The sequence below is a fragment of the Nesterenkonia suensis genome, from assembly GCF_054782935.1.
On the sequence record NZ_BAAGRN010000009.1, the window covers coordinates 39773 to 58260 of the forward strand.

15 protein-coding genes are annotated in these 18488 nt (G+C 69.9%); 11 read left to right on the forward strand and 4 right to left on the reverse strand.

The window, feature by feature from the left end; all coding sequences use genetic code 11:
• Nucleotides 1-36 precede the first annotated feature (36 nt).
• Nucleotides 37-1353 (forward strand): ABC transporter substrate-binding protein, encoded by a 1317-nt coding sequence (locus tag ACYVKI_RS08795; RefSeq protein ID WP_460689978.1) that lies wholly within the window; start codon nucleotides 37-39, stop codon nucleotides 1351-1353.
• Between the two features lie 80 nt (nucleotides 1354-1433).
• Here ACYVKI_RS08795 and ACYVKI_RS08800 read toward each other — a convergent pair whose 3' ends face one another.
• The gene (locus tag ACYVKI_RS08800; protein ID WP_460689979.1) at nucleotides 1434-2111 is read right to left on the reverse strand and encodes a response regulator; all 678 of its coding nucleotides are present in this window, start codon (nucleotides 2109-2111) and stop codon (nucleotides 1434-1436) included.
• A gap of 85 nt (nucleotides 2112-2196) precedes the next feature.
• Between ACYVKI_RS08800 and ACYVKI_RS08805 the strand changes: the two genes are divergently transcribed.
• Nucleotides 2197-4056, forward strand: a complete 1860-nt coding sequence (locus tag ACYVKI_RS08805) for a sensor histidine kinase (protein WP_460689980.1) — start codon at nucleotides 2197-2199, stop codon at nucleotides 4054-4056.
• 462 nt (nucleotides 4057-4518) lie between these two features.
• On the forward strand, nucleotides 4519-5331 hold the full coding sequence (locus ACYVKI_RS08810) for an endonuclease domain-containing protein (RefSeq protein WP_460689981.1): 813 nt from the start codon (nucleotides 4519-4521) through the stop codon (nucleotides 5329-5331).
• A 189-nt stretch (nucleotides 5332-5520) separates the two neighbouring features.
• On the opposite strand, the gene ACYVKI_RS08815 is transcribed toward ACYVKI_RS08810, so the two are convergent.
• Entirely contained in the window at nucleotides 5521-6645 is a 1125-nt protein-coding gene (locus ACYVKI_RS08815; protein ID WP_460689982.1) for a fatty acid desaturase family protein, read from the reverse strand.
• Between the two features lie 127 nt (nucleotides 6646-6772).
• On the opposite strand from ACYVKI_RS08815, the gene ACYVKI_RS08820 reads away from it, so the two are divergent.
• Nucleotides 6773-7465, forward strand: coding sequence for an alpha/beta fold hydrolase (locus tag ACYVKI_RS08820; RefSeq protein ID WP_460689983.1), 693 nt, complete (start codon nucleotides 6773-6775; stop codon nucleotides 7463-7465).
• Here ACYVKI_RS08820 and ACYVKI_RS08825 read toward each other — a convergent pair.
• Entirely contained in the window at nucleotides 7413-8909 is a 1497-nt protein-coding gene (locus tag ACYVKI_RS08825) for an alanine/glycine:cation symporter family protein (protein ID WP_460689984.1), read from the reverse strand. The genes ACYVKI_RS08820 and ACYVKI_RS08825 overlap by 53 nt on opposite strands.
• 215 nt (nucleotides 8910-9124) lie before the next feature.
• Here ACYVKI_RS08825 and ACYVKI_RS08830 point away from each other — a divergent pair, with 215 nt between their 5' ends.
• Genes ACYVKI_RS08830 through ACYVKI_RS08845 form a run of 4 tightly spaced genes read left to right on the forward strand, consistent with a single transcriptional unit; the run spans nucleotide 9125 to nucleotide 12259 of the window.
• Nucleotides 9125-9514 carry a rhamnogalacturonan endolyase family protein gene (locus tag ACYVKI_RS08830; protein ID WP_460689985.1) on the forward strand — a complete coding sequence of 130 codons (390 nt, stop codon included), beginning with the start codon at nucleotides 9125-9127 and terminating at the stop codon, nucleotides 9512-9514.
• Nucleotides 9515-9550: 36 nt separating this feature from the next.
• Nucleotides 9551-11557, forward strand: a complete 2007-nt coding sequence (locus ACYVKI_RS08835; RefSeq protein ID WP_460690519.1) for a rhamnogalacturonan lyase family protein — start codon at nucleotides 9551-9553, stop codon at nucleotides 11555-11557.
• Nucleotides 11448-12107 carry an MBL fold metallo-hydrolase gene (locus tag ACYVKI_RS08840; protein ID WP_460689986.1) on the forward strand — a complete coding sequence of 220 codons (660 nt, stop codon included), beginning with the start codon at nucleotides 11448-11450 and terminating at the stop codon, nucleotides 12105-12107. Before ACYVKI_RS08835 ends, ACYVKI_RS08840 begins: the two co-directional genes overlap by 110 nt.
• An 11-nt stretch (nucleotides 12108-12118) precedes the next feature.
• On the forward strand, nucleotides 12119-12259 hold the full coding sequence (locus ACYVKI_RS08845) for a hypothetical protein (protein ID WP_460689987.1): 141 nt from the start codon (nucleotides 12119-12121) through the stop codon (nucleotides 12257-12259).
• A 39-nt stretch (nucleotides 12260-12298) separates the two neighbouring features.
• Here ACYVKI_RS08845 and ACYVKI_RS08850 read toward each other — a convergent pair whose 3' ends face one another.
• Nucleotides 12299-13294, reverse strand: coding sequence for a phosphatase PAP2 family protein (locus ACYVKI_RS08850; RefSeq protein ID WP_460689988.1), 996 nt, complete (start codon nucleotides 13292-13294; stop codon nucleotides 12299-12301).
• Between the two features lie 49 nt (nucleotides 13295-13343).
• On the opposite strand from ACYVKI_RS08850, the gene ACYVKI_RS08855 reads away from it, so the two are divergent.
• The 3 genes from ACYVKI_RS08855 (at nucleotide 13344) to ACYVKI_RS08865 (ending at nucleotide 18481) form a co-directional block, all read left to right on the forward strand.
• Nucleotides 13344-14411, forward strand: coding sequence for an o-succinylbenzoate synthase (locus tag ACYVKI_RS08855; RefSeq protein ID WP_460689989.1), 1068 nt, complete (start codon nucleotides 13344-13346; stop codon nucleotides 14409-14411).
• Nucleotides 14412-14420: 9 nt separating this feature from the next.
• Nucleotides 14421-16277 carry a 2-succinyl-5-enolpyruvyl-6-hydroxy-3-cyclohexene-1-carboxylic-acid synthase gene (gene menD, locus ACYVKI_RS08860; RefSeq protein WP_460689990.1) on the forward strand — a complete coding sequence of 619 codons (1857 nt, stop codon included), beginning with the start codon at nucleotides 14421-14423 and terminating at the stop codon, nucleotides 16275-16277.
• 206 nt (nucleotides 16278-16483) lie between these two features.
• Nucleotides 16484-18481, forward strand: a complete 1998-nt coding sequence (locus ACYVKI_RS08865) for an aconitate hydratase (RefSeq protein ID WP_460689991.1) — start codon at nucleotides 16484-16486, stop codon at nucleotides 18479-18481.
• Nucleotides 18482-18488 lie beyond the last annotated feature (7 nt).

The window sequence follows — 18488 nt, forward strand, 5'->3', positions numbered from 1 at the left end:
GATCACCCACGAGCCATGGAAAGGCAAGGATCACTCATGACACGTTCACACACAACACGTTCACCCCGGACAGCACGAACGTTGCTCCCCCGCACACTGGCAGGCGCGGCCGTCGCCGCCCTGCTGCTCACCGGCTGCCGCGGAGGCGGAGGCGACGAGGCCGACGCCGCCTCGCCGGGCGTCAGCCCCGACCCCTGCCCGGATGCCGTCAACGAGGACAACGGGTGCATCACCCTGGGCATCATCTCCGACCTCTCCGACACCTTCTCGGCGGTGGCGGTCCCGCTCACCGAGGCGCAGGAGGCGTTCTGGCAGCGGGTCAACGAGGACGGCGGCGTCGCCGGTTACGACGTGCAGCTGGTGGTCGCCGACGCCGAGTACGACCCCCAGCTGACCAGCCAGCGCTATCAGGAGATGCGCACCGACGTCCTCGCACTGGCGCAGGCGCTGGGATCCTCCCAGGTGATGGCGATCCTGGAGGACATGCGAGACGACGGCGTCATCGCTGCACCCGCCTCCTGGAACTCTGCCTGGAACTTCGAGCCGATGATCGTCCAGTCCGGAGCGAACTACTGCTTCGAGGCGATGAACGGCGTGGACTGGGCCACCGAGAACCGTGGGGACGTCGATTCCGTGCTGGCGATCGGCTACCCCACGGACTTCGGCACCGACGCCGCCGTCGGGGCAGAGACGGCCGCCGAGGCCCATGGGCTGGACTTCGATCAGGTCACCACCCCTCCGGGTCAGGACAACCAGGCTGAGGCGGTGTCGACGGTGGTGCAGGAGGACCCGGACCTCATCGTCATCACCGCCGGTCCGACCGAAACGGCCGCCATCGTGGCCGGAGCCGCCTCCGAGGGGTGGGAGGGCACCGCCGTGGGGTCCAGCCCCACGTGGAACCCCGGCCTGCTCGATTCGGCCGCGGCGGATGCTCTGGAAGCCATGTACTTCCAGGCCAGCGCCTGGGGCAACTGGTCCACGGAGAGTCCGGGCCATGACGCCATGCGGGAGACGCTGGGTGATGTCTCACCCAGTGACGGCTACGTCGCCGGGTGGGTCTGGAGCTACCCGATGCTCGCCGCTCTGGAGCACTCCGCTGAGCTCGACGGCGGCATCACCCGGGAGAACATGGTCCTGGCCGCCGAGCAACTGGAGGAGGTCGACTACGAGGGGATGCTCCCCCCGGAGGCGGGATCGAAGGTCGGCGACCCTGACGAGAGCGCCTACCGGGCCAGTGTGATCAACTCGGTGGACCCGGACGCCCCCGGAGGGACCGTCACCGAGCAGGACCTCACCGTCGGCGCCACGGCAGAGGCCTACACCTTCGACTCTCCCTGCGCGGCGCTGGACTGAACGGCGCTGGACTGAGAGCCGAGGGGCTCTGAACGGCGGGGGTGCGCCGACGACCGGGGCACCCCCGCCGTCCTGTCCGCTCACTCTCCGGCGCGCACCAGCCCCGACTCGTAGGCGGTGACGACGATCTGGGTGCGGTCCCGCAGCCCGAGCTTGGTCAGGATCCTGGAGACGTGGGTCTTCACCGTCTGCTCCGCCAGGTGCAGGTCTCCGGCGATCTCCCCGTTCGCCCGGCCGCGGGCCACAGCGGTCATCACCTCGCGCTCGCGGTCGGTCAGCTCGGCGATCAGGTGGGTCTGGGGTTTCGACGTCGGCCGGTCGGCGTAATCGGCGATGAGGGTGCGTGTGACCTTGGGGGAGAGCAGCGCCTCACCGGCGGCGACCACGCGCACCGCGTGCACCAGTTCCTCCGGAGTGGCGTCCTTGAGCAGGAAGCCGCTGGCCCCGGCGCGCAGCGCGTCGAAGACGTATTCGTCCGCATCGAAGGTGGTCAGCATGAGGATCCGGGGCGGAGCACCGGGCATCTGAGCGATCAGGCGGGTCGCCTCCAGGCCGTTGACCAGGGGCATCCGGATGTCCATGAGCACTACATCGGGCCGGGCGCTGTGCACGACGTCGACGATCCCCTGCCCGTCCTCCGAGGTGCCCACCACGGTGAGGTCTTCCTGGGCGTCGAGCAGTGCGGCGAATCCGGCGCGGATCATCGACTGGTCATCGACGATCAGCACGCGCACCGCGTCGGAGGGGGTCTCAGACATGGTCCTACGGTACCCCTCTGGTATGCCCTGCACAGCGCTCTGTGATGTGATGTGATCATCAGAGCCCACCTTCGAGGATCCCCCAATGATCCGCCGTCTCCTGCGTGACAGCGCCTACGTGCTGCCCGGACTGCCCATCGCGGTCTTCGGGTTCAGTCTGCTGATCAGCCTCACTGCGGCCTCCATCGCCACCGCTCCGCTGGGGGCGGGGGCGCTGCTGCTGCCGCTGACGCTGATCATCGCCTCCGAGTTCGCCGAGCTCTCTCGCCGTCGGTTGCGGATCTGGGGTGCCATGCCGGAGCCGGTGCTGTACCGCCGGCGGGGAGCGGGCCTGGCGGGGCTGCTGCGTCTGCTGGGAGATCCGCGGCGGTGGCTCGATCTGATCTTCGAGTCTCTGGTGGCTCTGCCGGCTAGGCTGGTGACGTTCGTGATCGCAGTGGTGTGGATCGCGATGGGTCCTGCCGGGCTCACCTACTTCTTCTGGTCGCGGTTCATCCCGGGTCAGCGGGGGCTGATCCAGCTGCTGGAGATCGCCGCCCCCGCCCTGCTGCCGGCTGATCCCACGGGGCGCTACCTGCTGGACTCGGCGGTGTTCTTCACTCTTGGGGTGGTCTTCCTGGCCACGTTGCCAGCGGTGATGCACGGGCTGGCCTGGCTGGACGCGGTGCTCGCCACCAGTCTGCTCGGCGCCGGTGGACGCGGACGGCTCCCCGGTGACGGCAGCGTCGCCCCGGTGAGCGAGCCGCAGGTCACTCCTGGTTCCGCGGCAGAGCGGGCCTCCGCCGGGGCCTCGTTCAGCGCCCGAGCGTGGTCCTGGCTGGGGGCGGTGTTCGCCGCCGTCGTGCTCCTGGCGGTCGGCTGGCCGGTGATCGTCGTGGCGTACCAGGTCAGCGTCGTCGCGGCGATGGTGGTCACACTCGCCCACTGTGGGGCGCTGGTGCTGACCCTGCGCCATGCCTGGTCCGGGATCGGGCTCTCGCTCGTCGCCGCGGCGGCCACGATGGGCGTCACCGCAGAGTCGGGGGTGGGCATCTGGCCCTGGCCGGTGCCTGCGATGCTGACCCAGTGCGGGGTGCTCTTGGTGGTCGCGTTGCGCGACCGCTGGTATGTGGCGGCCAGCGGCTGGGCGACCAGCGCGCTGCTGACCGTCTCGGCCGTCGTCGCGACCACCCCGGACCTCGGCGAGGGGGCGTTGAGCACCGCGATCGTCTTCACTGCTGTCAGTGCGGCGGTGGTGGTCCTCGGGGTGCTGATCCGCCAGTGGATCTTCAACGCCGGGCGGCTGCAGGCCTCTGAGCAGGACAGCGCCCAGCAGGCGCGGCGCCGTCGGGAGTTGGAGGAGCGCAACCGCATCGCTCGTGAGCTGCATGATGTGGTGGCCCACAGCATGTCGGTGATCAGCGTGCAGGCGGCCACCGCCACCTACCGTGTGCCAGGAATCAGCGACGACGCCCGGCGGGAGTTCGAGGAGATCGCCCGCTCCTCGCGGCAGGCGCTGGGGGAGATGCGGAACCTGCTGGGGATCCTGCGGGGCGAGGATGACGCCCCCACCGGTACCACTCCGGGGCTCGGGGACATCGGTCAGTTGGTGGAGTCCACTCGTGCTGCAGGGGTGACGATTCATGCCCATGGCCTGGGGGATCTGCCGAGGGTTCCTGTCAGTGCCGGCCTGGCGGCTTATCGGCTGGTCCAGGAGGCGCTGAGCAACGCGCTGCGCCACGCTCCGGGATCCACGGTGGAGGTCACGGCACGGGCCACACCGGTCGGGCTGCTGCTGGCGGTGGTCAACACCGCCTCTCCGGAGGGTGAGGTCGAGCCCTCGCCGGGTGCCGGGCTGGGGCTCGAGGGCATCGAGGAGCGGGTCAGCGCAGTCGGCGGAGAGGTGGAGACCGGCCCGACGCCGGAGGGTGGCTTCCGAGTGGAGGCTCGCCTGCCGCTGCAGTGATGGTCCCGGGCTGGTTCGTCGCGGTGCGGCCCGCGCGCCCTGCCTCGTGCGCCCTGCCTCGTGCGTCCTGCCTCCCGCAGGCGCTGCCCCGTGCGCCCTGCCCCGTGCGCCCTGCCCCGACGAGGAGTCATTTTCCGGCGCATCGGACCACTCGTGAAGCGCTTCACCTCTGGATGGCGTCCGGGAGAATGACTCTTGGATCCGTGGTGAGCGAGGCGTGTTGCTCCCGCCCAGGCTGTCTGGTCGGCCTGGCGCGCGTCACATCATCCACAGCCCTGTGGACAACGCCTGCGAGCCGCTCCGGAATCCGGTGGGATGGATGCCATGAATCCCTTCGACGACTCGGCGACGGATGGCCGTCGCCGCCCTCCGCCGTCGGTGCCAGAGGGTCCTGTGCGACGGCGCGACCTGTCTGCGTGCTCTAACGCCGATCTGGAGCGCGCCCTGCGGCACAGGACCCTGGTGAGGCTGGGGCACGGGATCTACGACGCCGGTGGGCACCAGCTGTCTCCTCTGATGGCCGCACTGCAGGTGCTCACCGCCGACGCCGACGTCGCCACCCATCGCACGGCCGCCGCGCTGCTGGGACTGTGGGGCGAGGAGCTGCAGGAACCCCTCCACCTCACGGTGCCCCGGTCCCGCACCCGGATTCGACGGGAGGGCGTCGTGGGGCATCGTGCTGACATTTCGAGCGATCACATCACACGGATCGGGGATGTCCAGGTCACCACCGCGGCGAGGACCTGGGCGGACCAGTTCGCAGGAGGGTCCTTGGACGATGCACTGATCGCCGCAGACGTCGTCCTCCGCACCCCGCGAATGGAGTTCGAAGGCCCAGGGGGGGCCGCTGCGACGCGCCAGGAGCTGCAGGCGGCCGTGGACTCGAGGAGCGGAGGGCGTGGCGTTGCCATGCTTCGGCAGGCTGTTGCCCTGGCCCGGGAGCGGGTGGACTCGCCGCAGGAGACCCGTCTGCGGCTGGCGCTGCACCGGGCGGGCCTTCCGGATCCGGAGGTCAACGCGTGGGTGTTCGACGAGTATGGCCGACCGGCGTTCCAACCGGATCTGATGTTCCGGGAGTGGAAGGTTGCGGTCCAGTATGAGGGGGCTCATCACTCGAGCCCTCACCAGGTGGAGCGCGATGTCTGGCGGGCGGAGCTCGCTGCGGCGCTGGGATGGGTCGAAGTGCGCATCACTCGGCGGCATCAGGTGCGCGCATGGGGCCCTGCTGTGGAGAAGGTGGCCGAGGCGCTGCTCGCCCGCGGCTGGCGGCCCTGAGGTCTCGTTGAGAGATCGATGGCGTCGAGGAGTCAGAGTCCCGCGGATCGTCCTGACCTGACGCGTGTCAGATCGGAGAAGCTGTACGGGATAGTGGCCCCTCGAGCAGGGGAGGGGGTGTCGGAGCGAACCGGGGAGGAGCCGGGGAGGGCACCTGCTCCGGCCACCCGCGCCCCCGCGCGGCTGGCCTCAGCGTCCGCGGTACTGGGTGATCAGCGGGCAGTCCATCGGGTCGGCGTAGCCCAGCCCCACCCGGTTCAGGTAGCGGAGCACGATGCCGTAGGACTCGACGAGCCCGGCCTCGGTGTAGGTGACGCCCCGCTCCTCGCAGAAGCGTTTCACGATCGGACGGACCTTGCGCAGGTTCATGCTGGGCATGCGCGGGAACAGGTGGTGCTCGATCTGCAGGTTCAGACCGCCCATCGCCCAGTCCATGAGCAGTCCGCCCCGGATGTTGCGCGAGGTCAGCACCTGGCGCCGCAGGAAGTCGACCCGCTCGTTCTTGGGGATCAGCGGCATGCCCTTGTGGTTCGGAGCGAAGCTGCCGCCCATGTAGACGCCGAAGACCACCAGCTGCACGGCCAGGAACGCCAGTCCCAGCGGCAGGCCCAGGGTGAGCAGGACCAGGGCGGGGAAGCCCATCAGGCGGATGGTGATCAGCACGGCCTCGACGGCGCGGTGCTTGACCTTCTTCTCGAGGATGATGGTGCGCACGGCGTTGTAGTGCAGGGCGAAGGCGAAGAGCGTCAGCAGCGGGAAGAACAGCCATCCCTGGCGGCGGGTGATCCACCCCATGAAGCCGGTGCGGCCCTCGTTCTCCCCGGGGACGAACACCAGGGCGCCGGTGGCGATGTCGCCGTCGCGCCCGATGGTGTTGGGGCTGGCGTGGTGACGCCCGTGCTTCCGGGACCACCAGGCGTAGCTCAGCCCCACACCGAGATTGCCGACGATGCGCGAGAACCATTCGTTCCGGTGCCCGGAGGCGAAGACCTGCTGGTGGGCGCTGTCGTGGGAGAGGAAGGCCAGCTGCGTGAACAGGATGCCGAAGACGGCGGCCACCGCGAGCTGCCACAGGCTCTGTCCGAGGGTGAGCATCAGGGCCACGGAGCCGATGGTCGCCAGGCCGAGGAGCACCAGGCGCAGGATGTACCGTTCGGCCCGGCGGTCCATGAGGCCGGCCTCTTTGACCTCGGCGGCCAGGGCCGCGAAGTCTTTGGTCAGGGAGTTGCGGGGGATCCGCGAGACGGTGTCTTCCACGGTGCTCTCGGTGCGTCCCCGCTCGGTGCTCGGGGTGTCGATGCTGGCGATGCTCATGGCGTCAGCGTAAGCGGCAGCTCGGTCCGACGGCGTCACCCGCTGGAGCCAACTCCGCCCCCTACTGGGGTAGGGGGTCAGGCGCCGACTCTTGACTCTGCCCCGGTCTGCGCTGAGGGTTCACCCCATGCGATTCATTCTGATCCCCGGCCTCTGGCTGGCCGCCGACTCCTGGGGGACCGTCCCTGACCTGCTGCGGGAGTCCGGCCACGAGGTCCACGCGCTGACCCTTCCCGGCTTGGAGTCCTGCGACGCCCGCCGAGCGGGCCTCGGCCTGGACGACCATCTGGGCGCTGTGCTCGCCGCCGTGGAGGAAGGCCCGGAGCCCGCCGTCGTCGTGGGTCATTCGGCCGCGGCCACTTTGGCGTATCTGGCCGCGGACGCCCGGCCGGACTCGGTGGCCCGCACGGTGATGATCGGTGGGATGCCGGCCACGGAGGGGCGGCCCTTTCTGGAGGGCTTCGCCGCCGACGGCGACGACGTCCCCTTCCCCGGCTGGGAGGGCTTCGAGCCCGCTGATGTCCGGGACCTGGATGACGACGCCCGCGCGCGGCTGGAGGAGATGATGCGTCCCAGCCCGGCCGGGGTGCTGGAGGCGATAGTGACCTACCGGGATCGGCGGCGGCACCAGGTCCCGGTCACGCTGGTGTGCCCGGAGTTCTCGGTGGAGGACGCCCGGGGCTGGATGGCGGCGGGGGTCATGCCGGAGCTGGCGGCCGGGGACGATGTCGAGCTGGTCGACATCGACTCCGGCCACTGGCCGCAGTTCACCCGCCCCGCGGAGCTGGCGGCGCGTCTCGCTGCTGCAGGTAGTCGCTGACGTCCTCGCGGTCCCAGCATTCGACGTTCTTCAGGTCCGGCATGTCCTCGGCCACGAAGACCGGGTCCAGGCCCTGCTTGCGCTGGGAGTCGAAGTGCTTGAGCAGGCGGAACGCCTTGTCTCCGAGCAGGCAGATCACCACCAGGTTGAACAGCGCGATGATCACCATCGTGACCCCGGCGATGGTCCAGGCGAGGTCCACGCTCATGATGGACCCGAGGAACACCACGCCGGTGAGCACCAGGGCGAAGATCTTCCGCACCTTCTCCGAGGGGGTGATGAACAGGATGTTCGCCTCGCCGTAGGAGTAGTTCCCCAGCACCGAGGTGAAGGCGACCAGGGTGATGATCACGGCCAAGGCGATGGCACCGAATGCCCCGAAGTTGGCCTCGAGCGCGCCTTGGGTGAGCTCGACGCCGAGGTCGGCGTCCGCTCCCAGCGGGTCCTCGAAGGTGAAGAGGATGATGAACGCGGTCACCGAGCAGATGATGATCGTGTCCAGGTAGACGCCGAGGGTCTGGACCAGACCCTGCTTGGCGGGGTGGGAGACGTCGGCGGTGGCCGCGACGTTCGGCACCGAACCCATGCCGGCCTCGTTGGAGAACATGCCGCGCTGCACGCCCGCCATGATCATCGCGCCGAAGGCGCCGCCGGCGGCTGCGCGGAAGTCGAAGGCGTCGCCGAGGATGTGGGAGAAGACCCGGGGCACCTCATCGAGGTTCAGGAGGATCACCACGAGCCCGAGGATGATGTAGAGCGAGGCCATCAGCGGCACCACGTTCTGGGCCACCCGGGCGACGCTGCGTAGGCCGGCGACGACGATCAGTCCGGTCAGCACGGTGAGCACCACGGCCAGCACCCAGGTCAGCGTGGTGGTGTCCGCCATCCCGGTGGCGCCTGCGGCACCGGTGATGGCGTCGACGACGGTGTTGGCCTGCAGGGAGGTGAAGGACAGGGCGAAGCAGAAGATGAAGATCACGGCGAAGACGATGCCGGCGCTGCGGGAGCCCAGTCCGCGCTGGATGTAGTAGGCGGGTCCGCCCTTGAAGGTGTCGAAGCGGCGGGTCTTGTAGAGCTGGGCCAGCGTGGATTCCACGAAGGAGGTCGCAGAGTTCAGGATGGCCATCATCCACATCCAGAAGATCGCGCCCGGGCCGCCCAGGGTGATCGCCACAGCCACACCGGCGATGTTTCCGGTGCCCACGCGGGCGGAGGCGGTGATGGTGAAGGCTTGGAATGCCGAGAGGGACTTGGTGCGTCCGGTCTCGTCCCGTCGGGCCTTCTCCACGATGGCGGTGAACATCGCGGGCAGGTGTCGCAGCTGGACCACCCCGGTGCGGATGGTCATGTAGATGCCGACACCGATGATGACCCAGACGCCGAGCCAGGACCATGCGGTCTCCTCGATGTCTCCGATGATCTGGAGCAGTGAATCCATAGTCATGATGGGCTGACCTTATCGTGCGCTGTGAGGCGGGCAACAGGCGGAGGTCGAGCTTGAGGGCCGGTGCGCCGTCGGCCGTCATGTCACGACAACGCTGTCCCCACCGCTATTGAAACGTTTTTTCCTCACCGTTGTCCGGGGGCGCCTCTTCGCTCTAGGGTGACCTACCTTGCAACGTTGGATGGCCGGAGAGCGATGAACGAGGAGCTGAGCCTGTGCCCTGTCGACGACGAACAGCCCGCACCGCCGCCGCTGTGCTGGCGGGCACCGCGGCGCTGAGCCTGACCGCCGGATCCGTGTCCGCAGGGCCGATCACCCCCGCGCAGGACGCCCGGCCCGGCCACCAGCTGGAGGCCCTGGACCGCGGGCTGGTCGCCGTCGGCACCGACGACGGCGTCTCCCTCAGTTGGCGGCTGCTGGGCGAGGAGACCTCCGGTGCCACCGATCATGGTATGAGGGGTCCGACCTTCCATGTCCTGCGGGACGGTGAGCGCATCGCCACGGTCAACGACTCCACGAACTATCTCGACGCCGCCGGTGACGCTGACGCCACCTACGCCGTCGCCCCGGTGGGCAACGCTCCGCACAACGGGCCCGACGGGTAGGCGGAGGTCTGGGCGGAGGGTCACTATGACCTGCCGCTGCAGAAGCCCGAGTCGGCGTCCACCCCGGCCGGGGAGGAGTATGAGTACCTCGCCAATGACGTCTCCGTCGGGGACGCCACCGGCGACGGGCAGTACGAGTTCGTCGTGACGTGGGACCCCAACAACTCCATGGACGTCTCCCAGGTGGGCTGCACCGGGGAGGTCTACGTGGACACCTACACCCTCGACGGTGAGTTGCTGAACCGCATCGAGCTGGGCCCCAACATCCGCGCCGGGGCCCACTACACCCAGTTCCTCGTCTATGACTTCGACGGCGACGGCACTGCCGAGATCATGATGAAGTCCGCCCCCGGCACGGTGGCCGACGACGGCGAGCACATCACCATGCCGCAGGAAGACCTGGACGCCGGGTACAGCCACGAGGACGACCATCGGATGAGCGCCGATGACTACTACGAGCATGTGGTGGAGGTCTTCTGCGGCTGGCACGAGCGTCCCGAGGTGGTCGCCGGGAACTGGCCGGAGACCCTGGAGGAGGCCTTCGGCGAGGAGCCCTCCTATGACTACCCGCTCGGCGACGCCGACACCCGCCAGCTGGCCGACCACTTCATCGACGACTACGTGCCCGAACGCAGCGACCGCAATGACCTGCGGACCTTCGAGGGATTCATCGTCCACGGCCCGGAGTGCCTGACGGTCTTCGACGGCGAGACCGGCACTGAGCTGGACACCGTCCCCTACACCCCGGAGCGCGGCGTCGACGGGCTGATGTGGGGTGACTACGCGATGTCCCGCGTCGAGCCGGGCAACCGGGTGGATCGCTTCCTGACCGGAGTGGCCCACCTGGACGGCCAGGCGCAGTCGGCGGTCGCCGCCTACGACTTCGACGGCAACCAGGAGATCATCTACGGCTCCGCCACCCTGGACCACGACGGCAGCCTGCTCTACTCCTCCACCGGCATCGGACACCCGGGCAGTCCGATCGCCGGGAAGGAGGCTCCGCTGGGCCACGGGGGTGCCCTGCACGTGGAGCACTTCGACCCGGCTCGGGAGGGCCAGGAGATCTTCTCCGTCCATGAGGCCGGACCCTGGGCGCCCTACGGCTCCGTGATGCGCGACGCCGCCACCGGCGAGACCCTGTGGGGCGACTGCACGGGCACCGACGTGGGCCGGGGGATGGTCGGCGACATCGACCCGGAGCCCCCGGGATACCACGCATGGGTCTCCATCCCGCCGAACGAGGAGGAGGGCGCCACCGGGCTGTGGACGGCAGACGGCGAGGCCGTCGAGGGGGATGTCCCCGGCACGAACATGAGCAGCCGCTGGGCGGCCGACATGACGACGCAGATCATCGTCGGTGCTCGGGAGTCAACCCTGCGCATCGAGGACTGGCAGGACGGCATCCTGCTGGAGGCCGAGGGCCCGCGGACGAACAACTACACCAAGGGCAACCCGTCTCTGGTGGCGGACATCTTCGGCGACTGGCGTGAGGAGCTGGTGCTGCGCACGTCAGACAGCTCCGCGCTGCGGATCCACACGGCCACCGAGGTGACCGACGGCAAGCTGTACACGCTGATGCATGACCCGCAGTACCAGGTGGGGTGGCCTACCAGCAGACCGTCTACGATCAGCCGACCTACCCGGACTTCTACCTGGGCCATGACATCGACTGGCGGCAGGTCCCGGTGCCGGAGGGTCACTACCCGAGCACCGGCTGAGGCCCGCCGAGTCGGCCGGTTCCTCGCCAGAGGGGCGCCCGTGGTGCAGAATGAAGCCCTACGGGCACCCCCTTTTGGCAGAGAAGGTGATCACGATGGCCGAACGCCCTGGCCTCGCCCCTTTCACCCGAGTGGACGACGACGTCTGGATGGCCACCGTCACCGGCGGACTCACACCGCTGAACGTCGGCCTGGTGGTCGGCACGCGACAGGCCGTGCTGATCGACCCAGGACCTGCCGCCGGAGACCATCGGGCTCTGCTGGCCGCCGTCCGGGAGGTCACCGACGCGGAGCTGGTCGTGGTCAACACCCATGGGCATGGTGATCACATCGGCGCGAACGCCTACCTGCGTGAGCAGGGAGTGGAGACCGTCCTGGCCCACCGCGACGCCGACGTCGCCACCGCTACCCGCCTGGTCGCCGACGAGCCGGTGACTCTGGACATCGGTGGCCGCACGGTCATCGTCGAGCACCTGGGCCGCGGCCACACCGACGGGGACCTGGTGGTGACGATCCCCGGCGCAGACCCGGACTCGGGCCACCGCTCGGGCCGCGACGGCATCATGTTCTGCGGCGACCTGGTCCGGGAAGGCACGGATCCGAGCTTCCGGGACTCTCACCCGAAGGAGTGGGTGCGCACGCTGGGCAGGATCTGGTCGCTGGCGGGCAGCTGCTCGAGGTTCATCCCCGGTCACGGCCGACCCGTGGACGCGGACTTCATCGCCTCGATGCGTCGGCGGATGGAGCAGGGCCACTCGGTGTCTCAGCAGGCGCTGCGTGACGCGGTCACCGACGCCACCAAAGCGATCCCGATCCTGCCCTATGGGCCGGAGGAGTCCCGGGAACTCATCAGCCGACTGCGCGGCGGGCACTGACCCGCCCACCGATGCTGATCAACAACCGCCGCTCCGATGAGCGCCCCCAAGAACCTGACTCCCAGGTCGGGGTGAACCGGCTGGTCGTGATCCTGGCGGTGATGGTCATCATGGGGTTGACGATCTGGGCGAACATCGACTGGGTGCCTTGAGGGGGCGGGCCGAGGAGGATATCCGAGGCACACTTCGCGTCACACCTCGTAGAGGTGCGTGAACTGCGGGGGGACCGCATGCCGGGCATGCTGCGGTTGGTGCAGGGCCTGCCCGTGGTGCCGCCGTCCGGTCTCGGCGTCGAAGAACGTGATTCCGGCGGCGCACAGCAGGAAACCCGGTCCGGTCGGCAGCAGCGTGCCCGCCAGCCAGTGCCAGCCGCTGGGATCCTCCGCCGCCGTGCGGACGGCCTCCCAGCCGCCGGCGAACAGCAGAGCCAGTCCGGCCGCCACGCAGAACACGAGCCCCAGGAACCAGGCCAGTCCGGCGCCGGCGCCCACGGCCGTGTCGTCTTCGACGGTGACCGTGTTCCAGGGCTCCCCGGTGCGCAACACCAGCCAGCCGCCGGCCAGGCCCCACAGGGCGACGACCAGGTAGGCGGCGATGATGTCGGAGGGGAAATGGCCGGTCATGAAGATCGCCGCCCCGGAGAACACCGCCAACAGGCCGGTGAACAGTCCGATGAACGGGCGCTGGTGCGGGCCGCTGATCAGGAACACGGCGACGGCGGCCGCGGCGGCCAGCGTGGTGTGGCCGGACGGGAACGAGGCGACGTCCCACCACCACAGCTGCATGTTGGGGTCCGACATCGGTACCTCGGCCTCGGGGCGGTGCAGCCACACGTTCTTCAGCGCCTGCGTGGTGACGTTCGCCCCCAGGAACACGATCAGGGCGATCCCAGCGGCCACGAACCGCTGCCGCAGCAGGGTGACGGCGAGGAAGATCACCCCGCAGATGATCGCGGCGACGGTCGGGACGGCGCGGAGCACCTCGCGGAAGGTGTCGTTCTGGAGTGGGCCCTGAGTGATGTTCCAGTACCGAGACTCCAAGGTCGCCTGCTCCAGCCACTGCCCCGTGGATGACCGGAGGAAGAACTCGTGCACGGCGACGAGCGCGAAGGTGCACAGCAGCATGCCCAGCACCCACAGCCAGGTGCGGCGGGCCGGCAGTCGGAGACGGGAGGAGGCGTCGGACATGTGCACCAGTATCGCAGGAGACCGTGCGCGGAATGTCTACACTGTGCCCATGACACGCCTGCCTGCCCCGCACCTGCCTGAACCGGAGGATCTGCTCGACGGCGCCGTGGTGGTCAGTCTGCCGATGCGCACCCGGTTCCGCAGGCAGACCTGGCGGGAGGCGATGCTGCTGCAGGGACCCGCCGGATGGTCCGAGTTTGCTCCGTTCCCGGAGTACCCGGCCCGCGAGGCCGCCGCGTGGCTGGCCGCCGCCGTGCAGGCCGGCTGGCAGGGACTGGGGGCGCCGCGCCGGACCCGAGTGCCGGTCAACGCGACGATGCCGGCCGTCACCGTCGCAGAGGTCTCCGGGGTGCTGGCCCGCTCCGGGCGCCCGGAGTCGATCCCTGCGGTGAAGATCAAAGTGGCGGAACCGGGGCAGAGCCTCGCCGACGACGTCGCCCGCATCCGTGAGGTCGCCCGACTGGTGCCCGGCGCGGGGCTGCGGATCGACGCCAACGGAGGGTGGAGCTCCGCGGAGGCGCTGCGGGCGCTCGAGGTGATCGCCGACGTCGTCGGTGACCGGCTGGAGTACGCCGAGCAGCCGGTGGCCGGGGTGGAGCCGCTGGCGGATCTGCGCACCGAGCTGCATCGCCGCGGCACGCCGATCCGCCTCGCCGCCGATGAGGCCGTGCGCCGTGCCGAGGACCCGCTGCGCGTCGCCCGCCTGGGGGCGGCAGACCTGATCGTGGTGAAGGTCCCGCCGCTGGGCGGGGTCGACGCCGCGGCCACCGTGGTCCGCACCTCCGGGCTGGACGCCGTCGTCTCCTCCGCCCTGGACACCTCCGTGGGACTCGCCGCCGGGCTCGCGCTGGCCGCCCGGCTCGAGACCCTGCCCTACGCCTGTGGGCTGGGCACCGCGACCCTGTTGGCCGCCGACGTCGTGGAGCATCCGCTCATCCCGCAGGAGGGGATGCTCCCGGTGTCGATGCGTGACGGCATGGTGACGGCCCCCGAACCCGCAGAGCGGCTGCTGGCGCAGCACCGGGTGGCGGGGGAGCGGCGCACCTGGTGGGAGCAGCGGCTGCGCGCCGCCCACGCAGTGCTCGCCGACCCGGTACGGGAGAGCCCGGCGTCTTAGGATTGGGGCATGCATTCCAGCCGGCGTCCCTTCCGAGAATTCGACGACTCTGTGGACGCTGAGGCGATGCGTCTCGCCCGCCGGGTGGTGCGCGGCCTGACGCTGAGCATGCGCCATGTGGTGATCGCGCCCGGCTCCCGGTCCGCCCCGCTGGCCTACGCCCTGGCCGAGGCGGAGAAACTGGGCGTCATCACCCTGCATGTGCGCATCGACGAGCGTTCGGCGGCCTACACGGCGCTGGGGATCGCCTTGGACTCCGGGCAGCCGGCCGGAGTGGTGACCACATCCGGGACCGCGGCCGGGAACCTGACGCCGGCGATGATGGAGGCCGATATGGCCGGGGTGCCGCTGGTGGCGATCACCGCGGACCGTCCGGAGGAGCTGCACGGCACCGGAGCGAACCAGACCACCTGGCAGCAGGGCATGTTCGGCGCCCGTGTGCGTGACGAGATCCACCTGGAGCAGGGCGAGGTGCGTCTGGAGCCGATCTCGCGGGATGACATGCTCTCCGCGGAGACGCAGGTCGCGCTGCTGATGCGGCAGGCCACGGAGTCCCGCGGTCGGGGGCCTGGCCCGGTCCATCTGAACATCGGCTTCCGTGACCCGCTGACCCCTCGGACGCCCGACGGCAGTGCGGTGGCCACTCCGCAACGGTGGGCTCGCCGCCCCGTGCTGCGGGACTCGTCCGTGCAGCCGGCCGAGCAGCTGCACAGCAGCACCCTGCTGGACGGGCTCGACGCCGAGGAGCGGGAGGCGGCCCGCGAACAGATCCGGCGCAGCCTGCGGGCGGTGCAGAGCATCGAACCGGATGTGCGCACGGTGTTCGTGCTGGGCCATGACGCCCCGACGGAGGCGGCGCAGCTGGCGCTGGAGCTCGGCCACCCGCTGCTGGCCGAGCCGACCAGTGGCTCACGCCACGCCGATGCGGCAGTGCCGGCCTACCGGCTGCTGCTGCAGGCCCCGCAGACCAGCGCGGCCGGGCGGCTCACCGCCTCGGTGCAGCGCGTGGTGGTCGCCGGTCGGCCGACGTTGTCCCGTCCGGTGCAGCGGCTGCTGGCCGCGGAAGGGGTCGACGTCGTCCAGTACGGTCCCACCGGGGTCGGGTGGCATGATGAGCGGCTTCCGCGACCGGTGCAGAGTGATCCGGAGCGGATCCGGGAGTTCGCCGGGGCCCCGCCGCAGGGGTGGCTCGAGACGTGGATGAGCCTGGGGCGGCGCGCCCAACAGGTCGTGGATCGGGAGCTGGCGCAGGGTGGGTCCGGAGGGCCGTCGTCGGTGCAGGTGGCGCAGGCGGTGGCGGAGAGTGTCCGGACCCCGCTGCTGCTGGGGTCCTCCTCGGTGATCCGTGACGTGGACCTGGCGGCTCAGCTGCGCGCTGCGGAGCCGGTGCAGCTGTTCGCGCTGCGTGGGCTCTCGGGGATCGATGGGAATCTCTCGGCCGCCTCCGGGATCTCCTTGGCTCGGGGGCATCGGGTGACGGCGCTGCTGGGGGATCTGACGTTCCTGCATGATCTCAACGCCCTGCTGCTGCCTGCCGGGGAGCGCACGCCCAGTGTCGATGTGGTGGTGGTCAACGACTCCGGGGGTGCGATCTTCGATCAGCTCGAGCACGGCGAGGTGGCGCGTCGAGCAGGCCAGGCCGAGACGGTGGAGCGGCTGTTCGGGACTCCGCAGGCTGTGGACCTCGCCGCGGTGGCCGCCGGTTTCGGGATCGAGCACCGGATGGTCACGGACCTGGATCAGCTGCGGCAGGCGCTGGCCCATCCGGACGACCGGCTGGGACTCCGGCTCATCGAGGTCCGCACGGATCGGCGCGGCCTGCGCGATCTGCATGCCCGCATGAAAGAGGGCGTCGCGGCGCTGTGACGTGACCCCTGTGATCCAGGGGTCACGTCCCCGCGCATCGGCAGGGGCTGGCGCGCTTCACCTACGGGGAGATGTGCGGGAGGAAGACTCCTCGTCGACGGTGCCGCAACCCTTGTGTCGGGCGGGACAGGGGAGGGAAGGTCGAGGGGAGAGAGTCTGCCCCGTGGACTTCACCCGCGGGCCCCGACCGCCGAAGGAGGACAGGCATGGCGCGAGCCTCGCAGAACCTCACGCAGAACCTCACGCAGAAGCTCATCACCTCGCATCTGCTCGAGGGTGAGCTCCAGCCCGGCGAGGAGATCGCCCTGGGAATCGACCAGACGCTGACCCAGGACGCCACCGGGACCATGGTCATGCTGGAGCTGGAGGCGATGGGCCTGGACCAGGTGCGCACGGAGCTCTCCGTCCAGTACGTGGACCACAACCTGCTCCAGACCGACGAGAAGAACCCCGAGGACCACCTGTTCCTGCAGTCGGCGGCTCGGCGGTTCGGACTGTGGTTCTCCAAGGCGGGCAACGGCGTCTCGCATCCGGTCCACCAGGCGCACTTCGGACGGCCCGGGGCCACCATGGTCGGTTCCGACTCCCATACCTGTGCGGCGGGAGCCCTGGGGATGCTCGCCATCGGCGTCGGCGGCCTCGAGGTGGCCATGGCCATGGCCGGGGAGCCGCTGTACGTCACCATGCCCGAGGTCTGGGGTGTGGAGCTCACCGGTGAGCTGCCGCCCTGGATCTCGGCCAAGGACGTCATCCTGGAGATGCTCCGGCGCCACGGGGTCACCGGCGGTTCCCGCCGCGTCATCGAATATCACGGCGACGGCGTCCGGTCGCTCAGCGCGATGGACCGGCACGTGATCGCCAACATGGGGGCCGAGCTGGGAGCGACCACCAGCGTCTTCCCGGCGGACGAGGAGGTGCGGCGCTACCTGGCCGAGCGCGGCCGCGAGGATCAGTTCATGCCGCTGCAGGCTGACGACGGCGCCGGGTACGACGTCACCGAGCACATCGACCTGTCTGCCCTGGAGCCGCTGATCGCCGCTCCCTCGTCACCGGGGAACGTGACCCCTGTGCGGGAGGTCGCCGGCGAGGAGGTCCACCAGGTGGTGATCGGCTCCTCCGCCAACCCGGGACTGCGGGACTTCGCCGTCGTCGCGGAGATCCTCCGGGGGTGCCAGGTCGACCAGCGCGTGTCCCTCGACGTCAACCCGACCTCCCGGGAGATCTACGCGGACATGGCCCGCGGCGGCTGGCTGCTGGATCTGATCTCCGCAGGGGCGCGGATCCACCAGTCCGGATGCATGGGCTGCATCGGGATGGGGCAGGCGCCGGCGGTCGGCCGCAACAGCCTGCGCACTATGCCGCGGAACTTCCCGGGACGCTCCGGAACGGACGAGGACTCCGTGTGGCTGTGCTCCCCGGAGACGGCGGCGGCCTCAGCGCTGACCGGGCGCATCACCGATCCGCGTGTCCTGGAGGAGTCACCGGGTCTCGCCTGCCCTACCCCGCGCATGCCGGAGGCGCCCACCATCGACCACGAGATGCTGGTGGCGCCCCTGCCGGCGGAGCAGGCCCGTGAGGTCGAGCTGGTCAAGGGAGGAAACATCAGTGCGCTGCCGGAGTTCGACCCCCTGCCGGACGAGATCGACCTGCCGGTGCTGCTGAAGGTCGGCGACGACGTCTCGACCGATGAGATCATGCCCGCCGGATCGAGGGTGCTGCCCTACCGCAGCAACATTCCCAAGATCAGCGAGTTCGTCTACCTGCAGGTCGACCCGACGTATGCTCAACGGGCTCGCGAGACCGAGGGCGGCCATGCGATTCTCGGCGGGCAGAACTACGGGCAGGGATCGTCTCGCGAGCATGCAGTGATCGCCCCGCGGCACCTGGGCCTGCGGGTGGTCGTGGCTCGGTCCTTCGCCCGCATCCACTGGCAGAACCTGGCCAATTTCGGGGTCCTGGCCCTGGAATGCGACGAGGAGGTCCAGGCCTCCATCTCGGTCGGGGCCCGGATCCGACTGGAGGGGCTGCACGAGGCTCTGCGGGCCGGCTCCGAGGTGCCGGCCGTCGTCGTCGGCGGAGACCAGGATGGTCACGACAGCGACGACGAGCGGCCGGTCCCCCTGCGTCACCGGCTCTCCCCGCGGCAGGTGGAGATGGTCCTGGCGGGCGGACGGATCGCCCAGCGCGCCGCGGCGGAGGCCTGAACGCCGG

Bases quoted from the DNA above. Each gene is read 5' to 3' on its own strand.
- ACYVKI_RS08795 (WP_460689978.1), top strand. From the start codon at position 37: ATGACACGTTCACACACAACACGTTCACCCCGGACAGCACGAACGTTG.
- ACYVKI_RS08800 (WP_460689979.1), bottom strand. From the start codon at position 2,111: ATGTCTGAGACCCCCTCCGACGCGGTGCGCGTGCTGATCGTCGATGAC.
- ACYVKI_RS08805 (WP_460689980.1), top strand. From the start codon at position 2,197: ATGATCCGCCGTCTCCTGCGTGACAGCGCCTACGTGCTGCCCGGACTG.
- ACYVKI_RS08815 (WP_460689982.1), bottom strand. From the start codon at position 6,645: ATGAGCATCGCCAGCATCGACACCCCGAGCACCGAGCGGGGACGCACC.
- ACYVKI_RS08820 (WP_460689983.1), top strand. From the start codon at position 6,773: ATGCGATTCATTCTGATCCCCGGCCTCTGGCTGGCCGCCGACTCCTGG.
- ACYVKI_RS08825 (WP_460689984.1), bottom strand. From the start codon at position 8,909: ATGACTATGGATTCACTGCTCCAGATCATCGGAGACATCGAGGAGACC.
- ACYVKI_RS08845 (WP_460689987.1), top strand. From the start codon at position 12,119: ATGCTGATCAACAACCGCCGCTCCGATGAGCGCCCCCAAGAACCTGAC.
- ACYVKI_RS08850 (WP_460689988.1), bottom strand. From the start codon at position 13,294: ATGTCCGACGCCTCCTCCCGTCTCCGACTGCCGGCCCGCCGCACCTGG.
- ACYVKI_RS08855 (WP_460689989.1), top strand. From the start codon at position 13,344: ATGACACGCCTGCCTGCCCCGCACCTGCCTGAACCGGAGGATCTGCTC.
- menD (WP_460689990.1), top strand. From the start codon at position 14,421: ATGCATTCCAGCCGGCGTCCCTTCCGAGAATTCGACGACTCTGTGGAC.
- ACYVKI_RS08865 (WP_460689991.1), top strand. From the start codon at position 16,484: ATGGCGCGAGCCTCGCAGAACCTCACGCAGAACCTCACGCAGAAGCTC.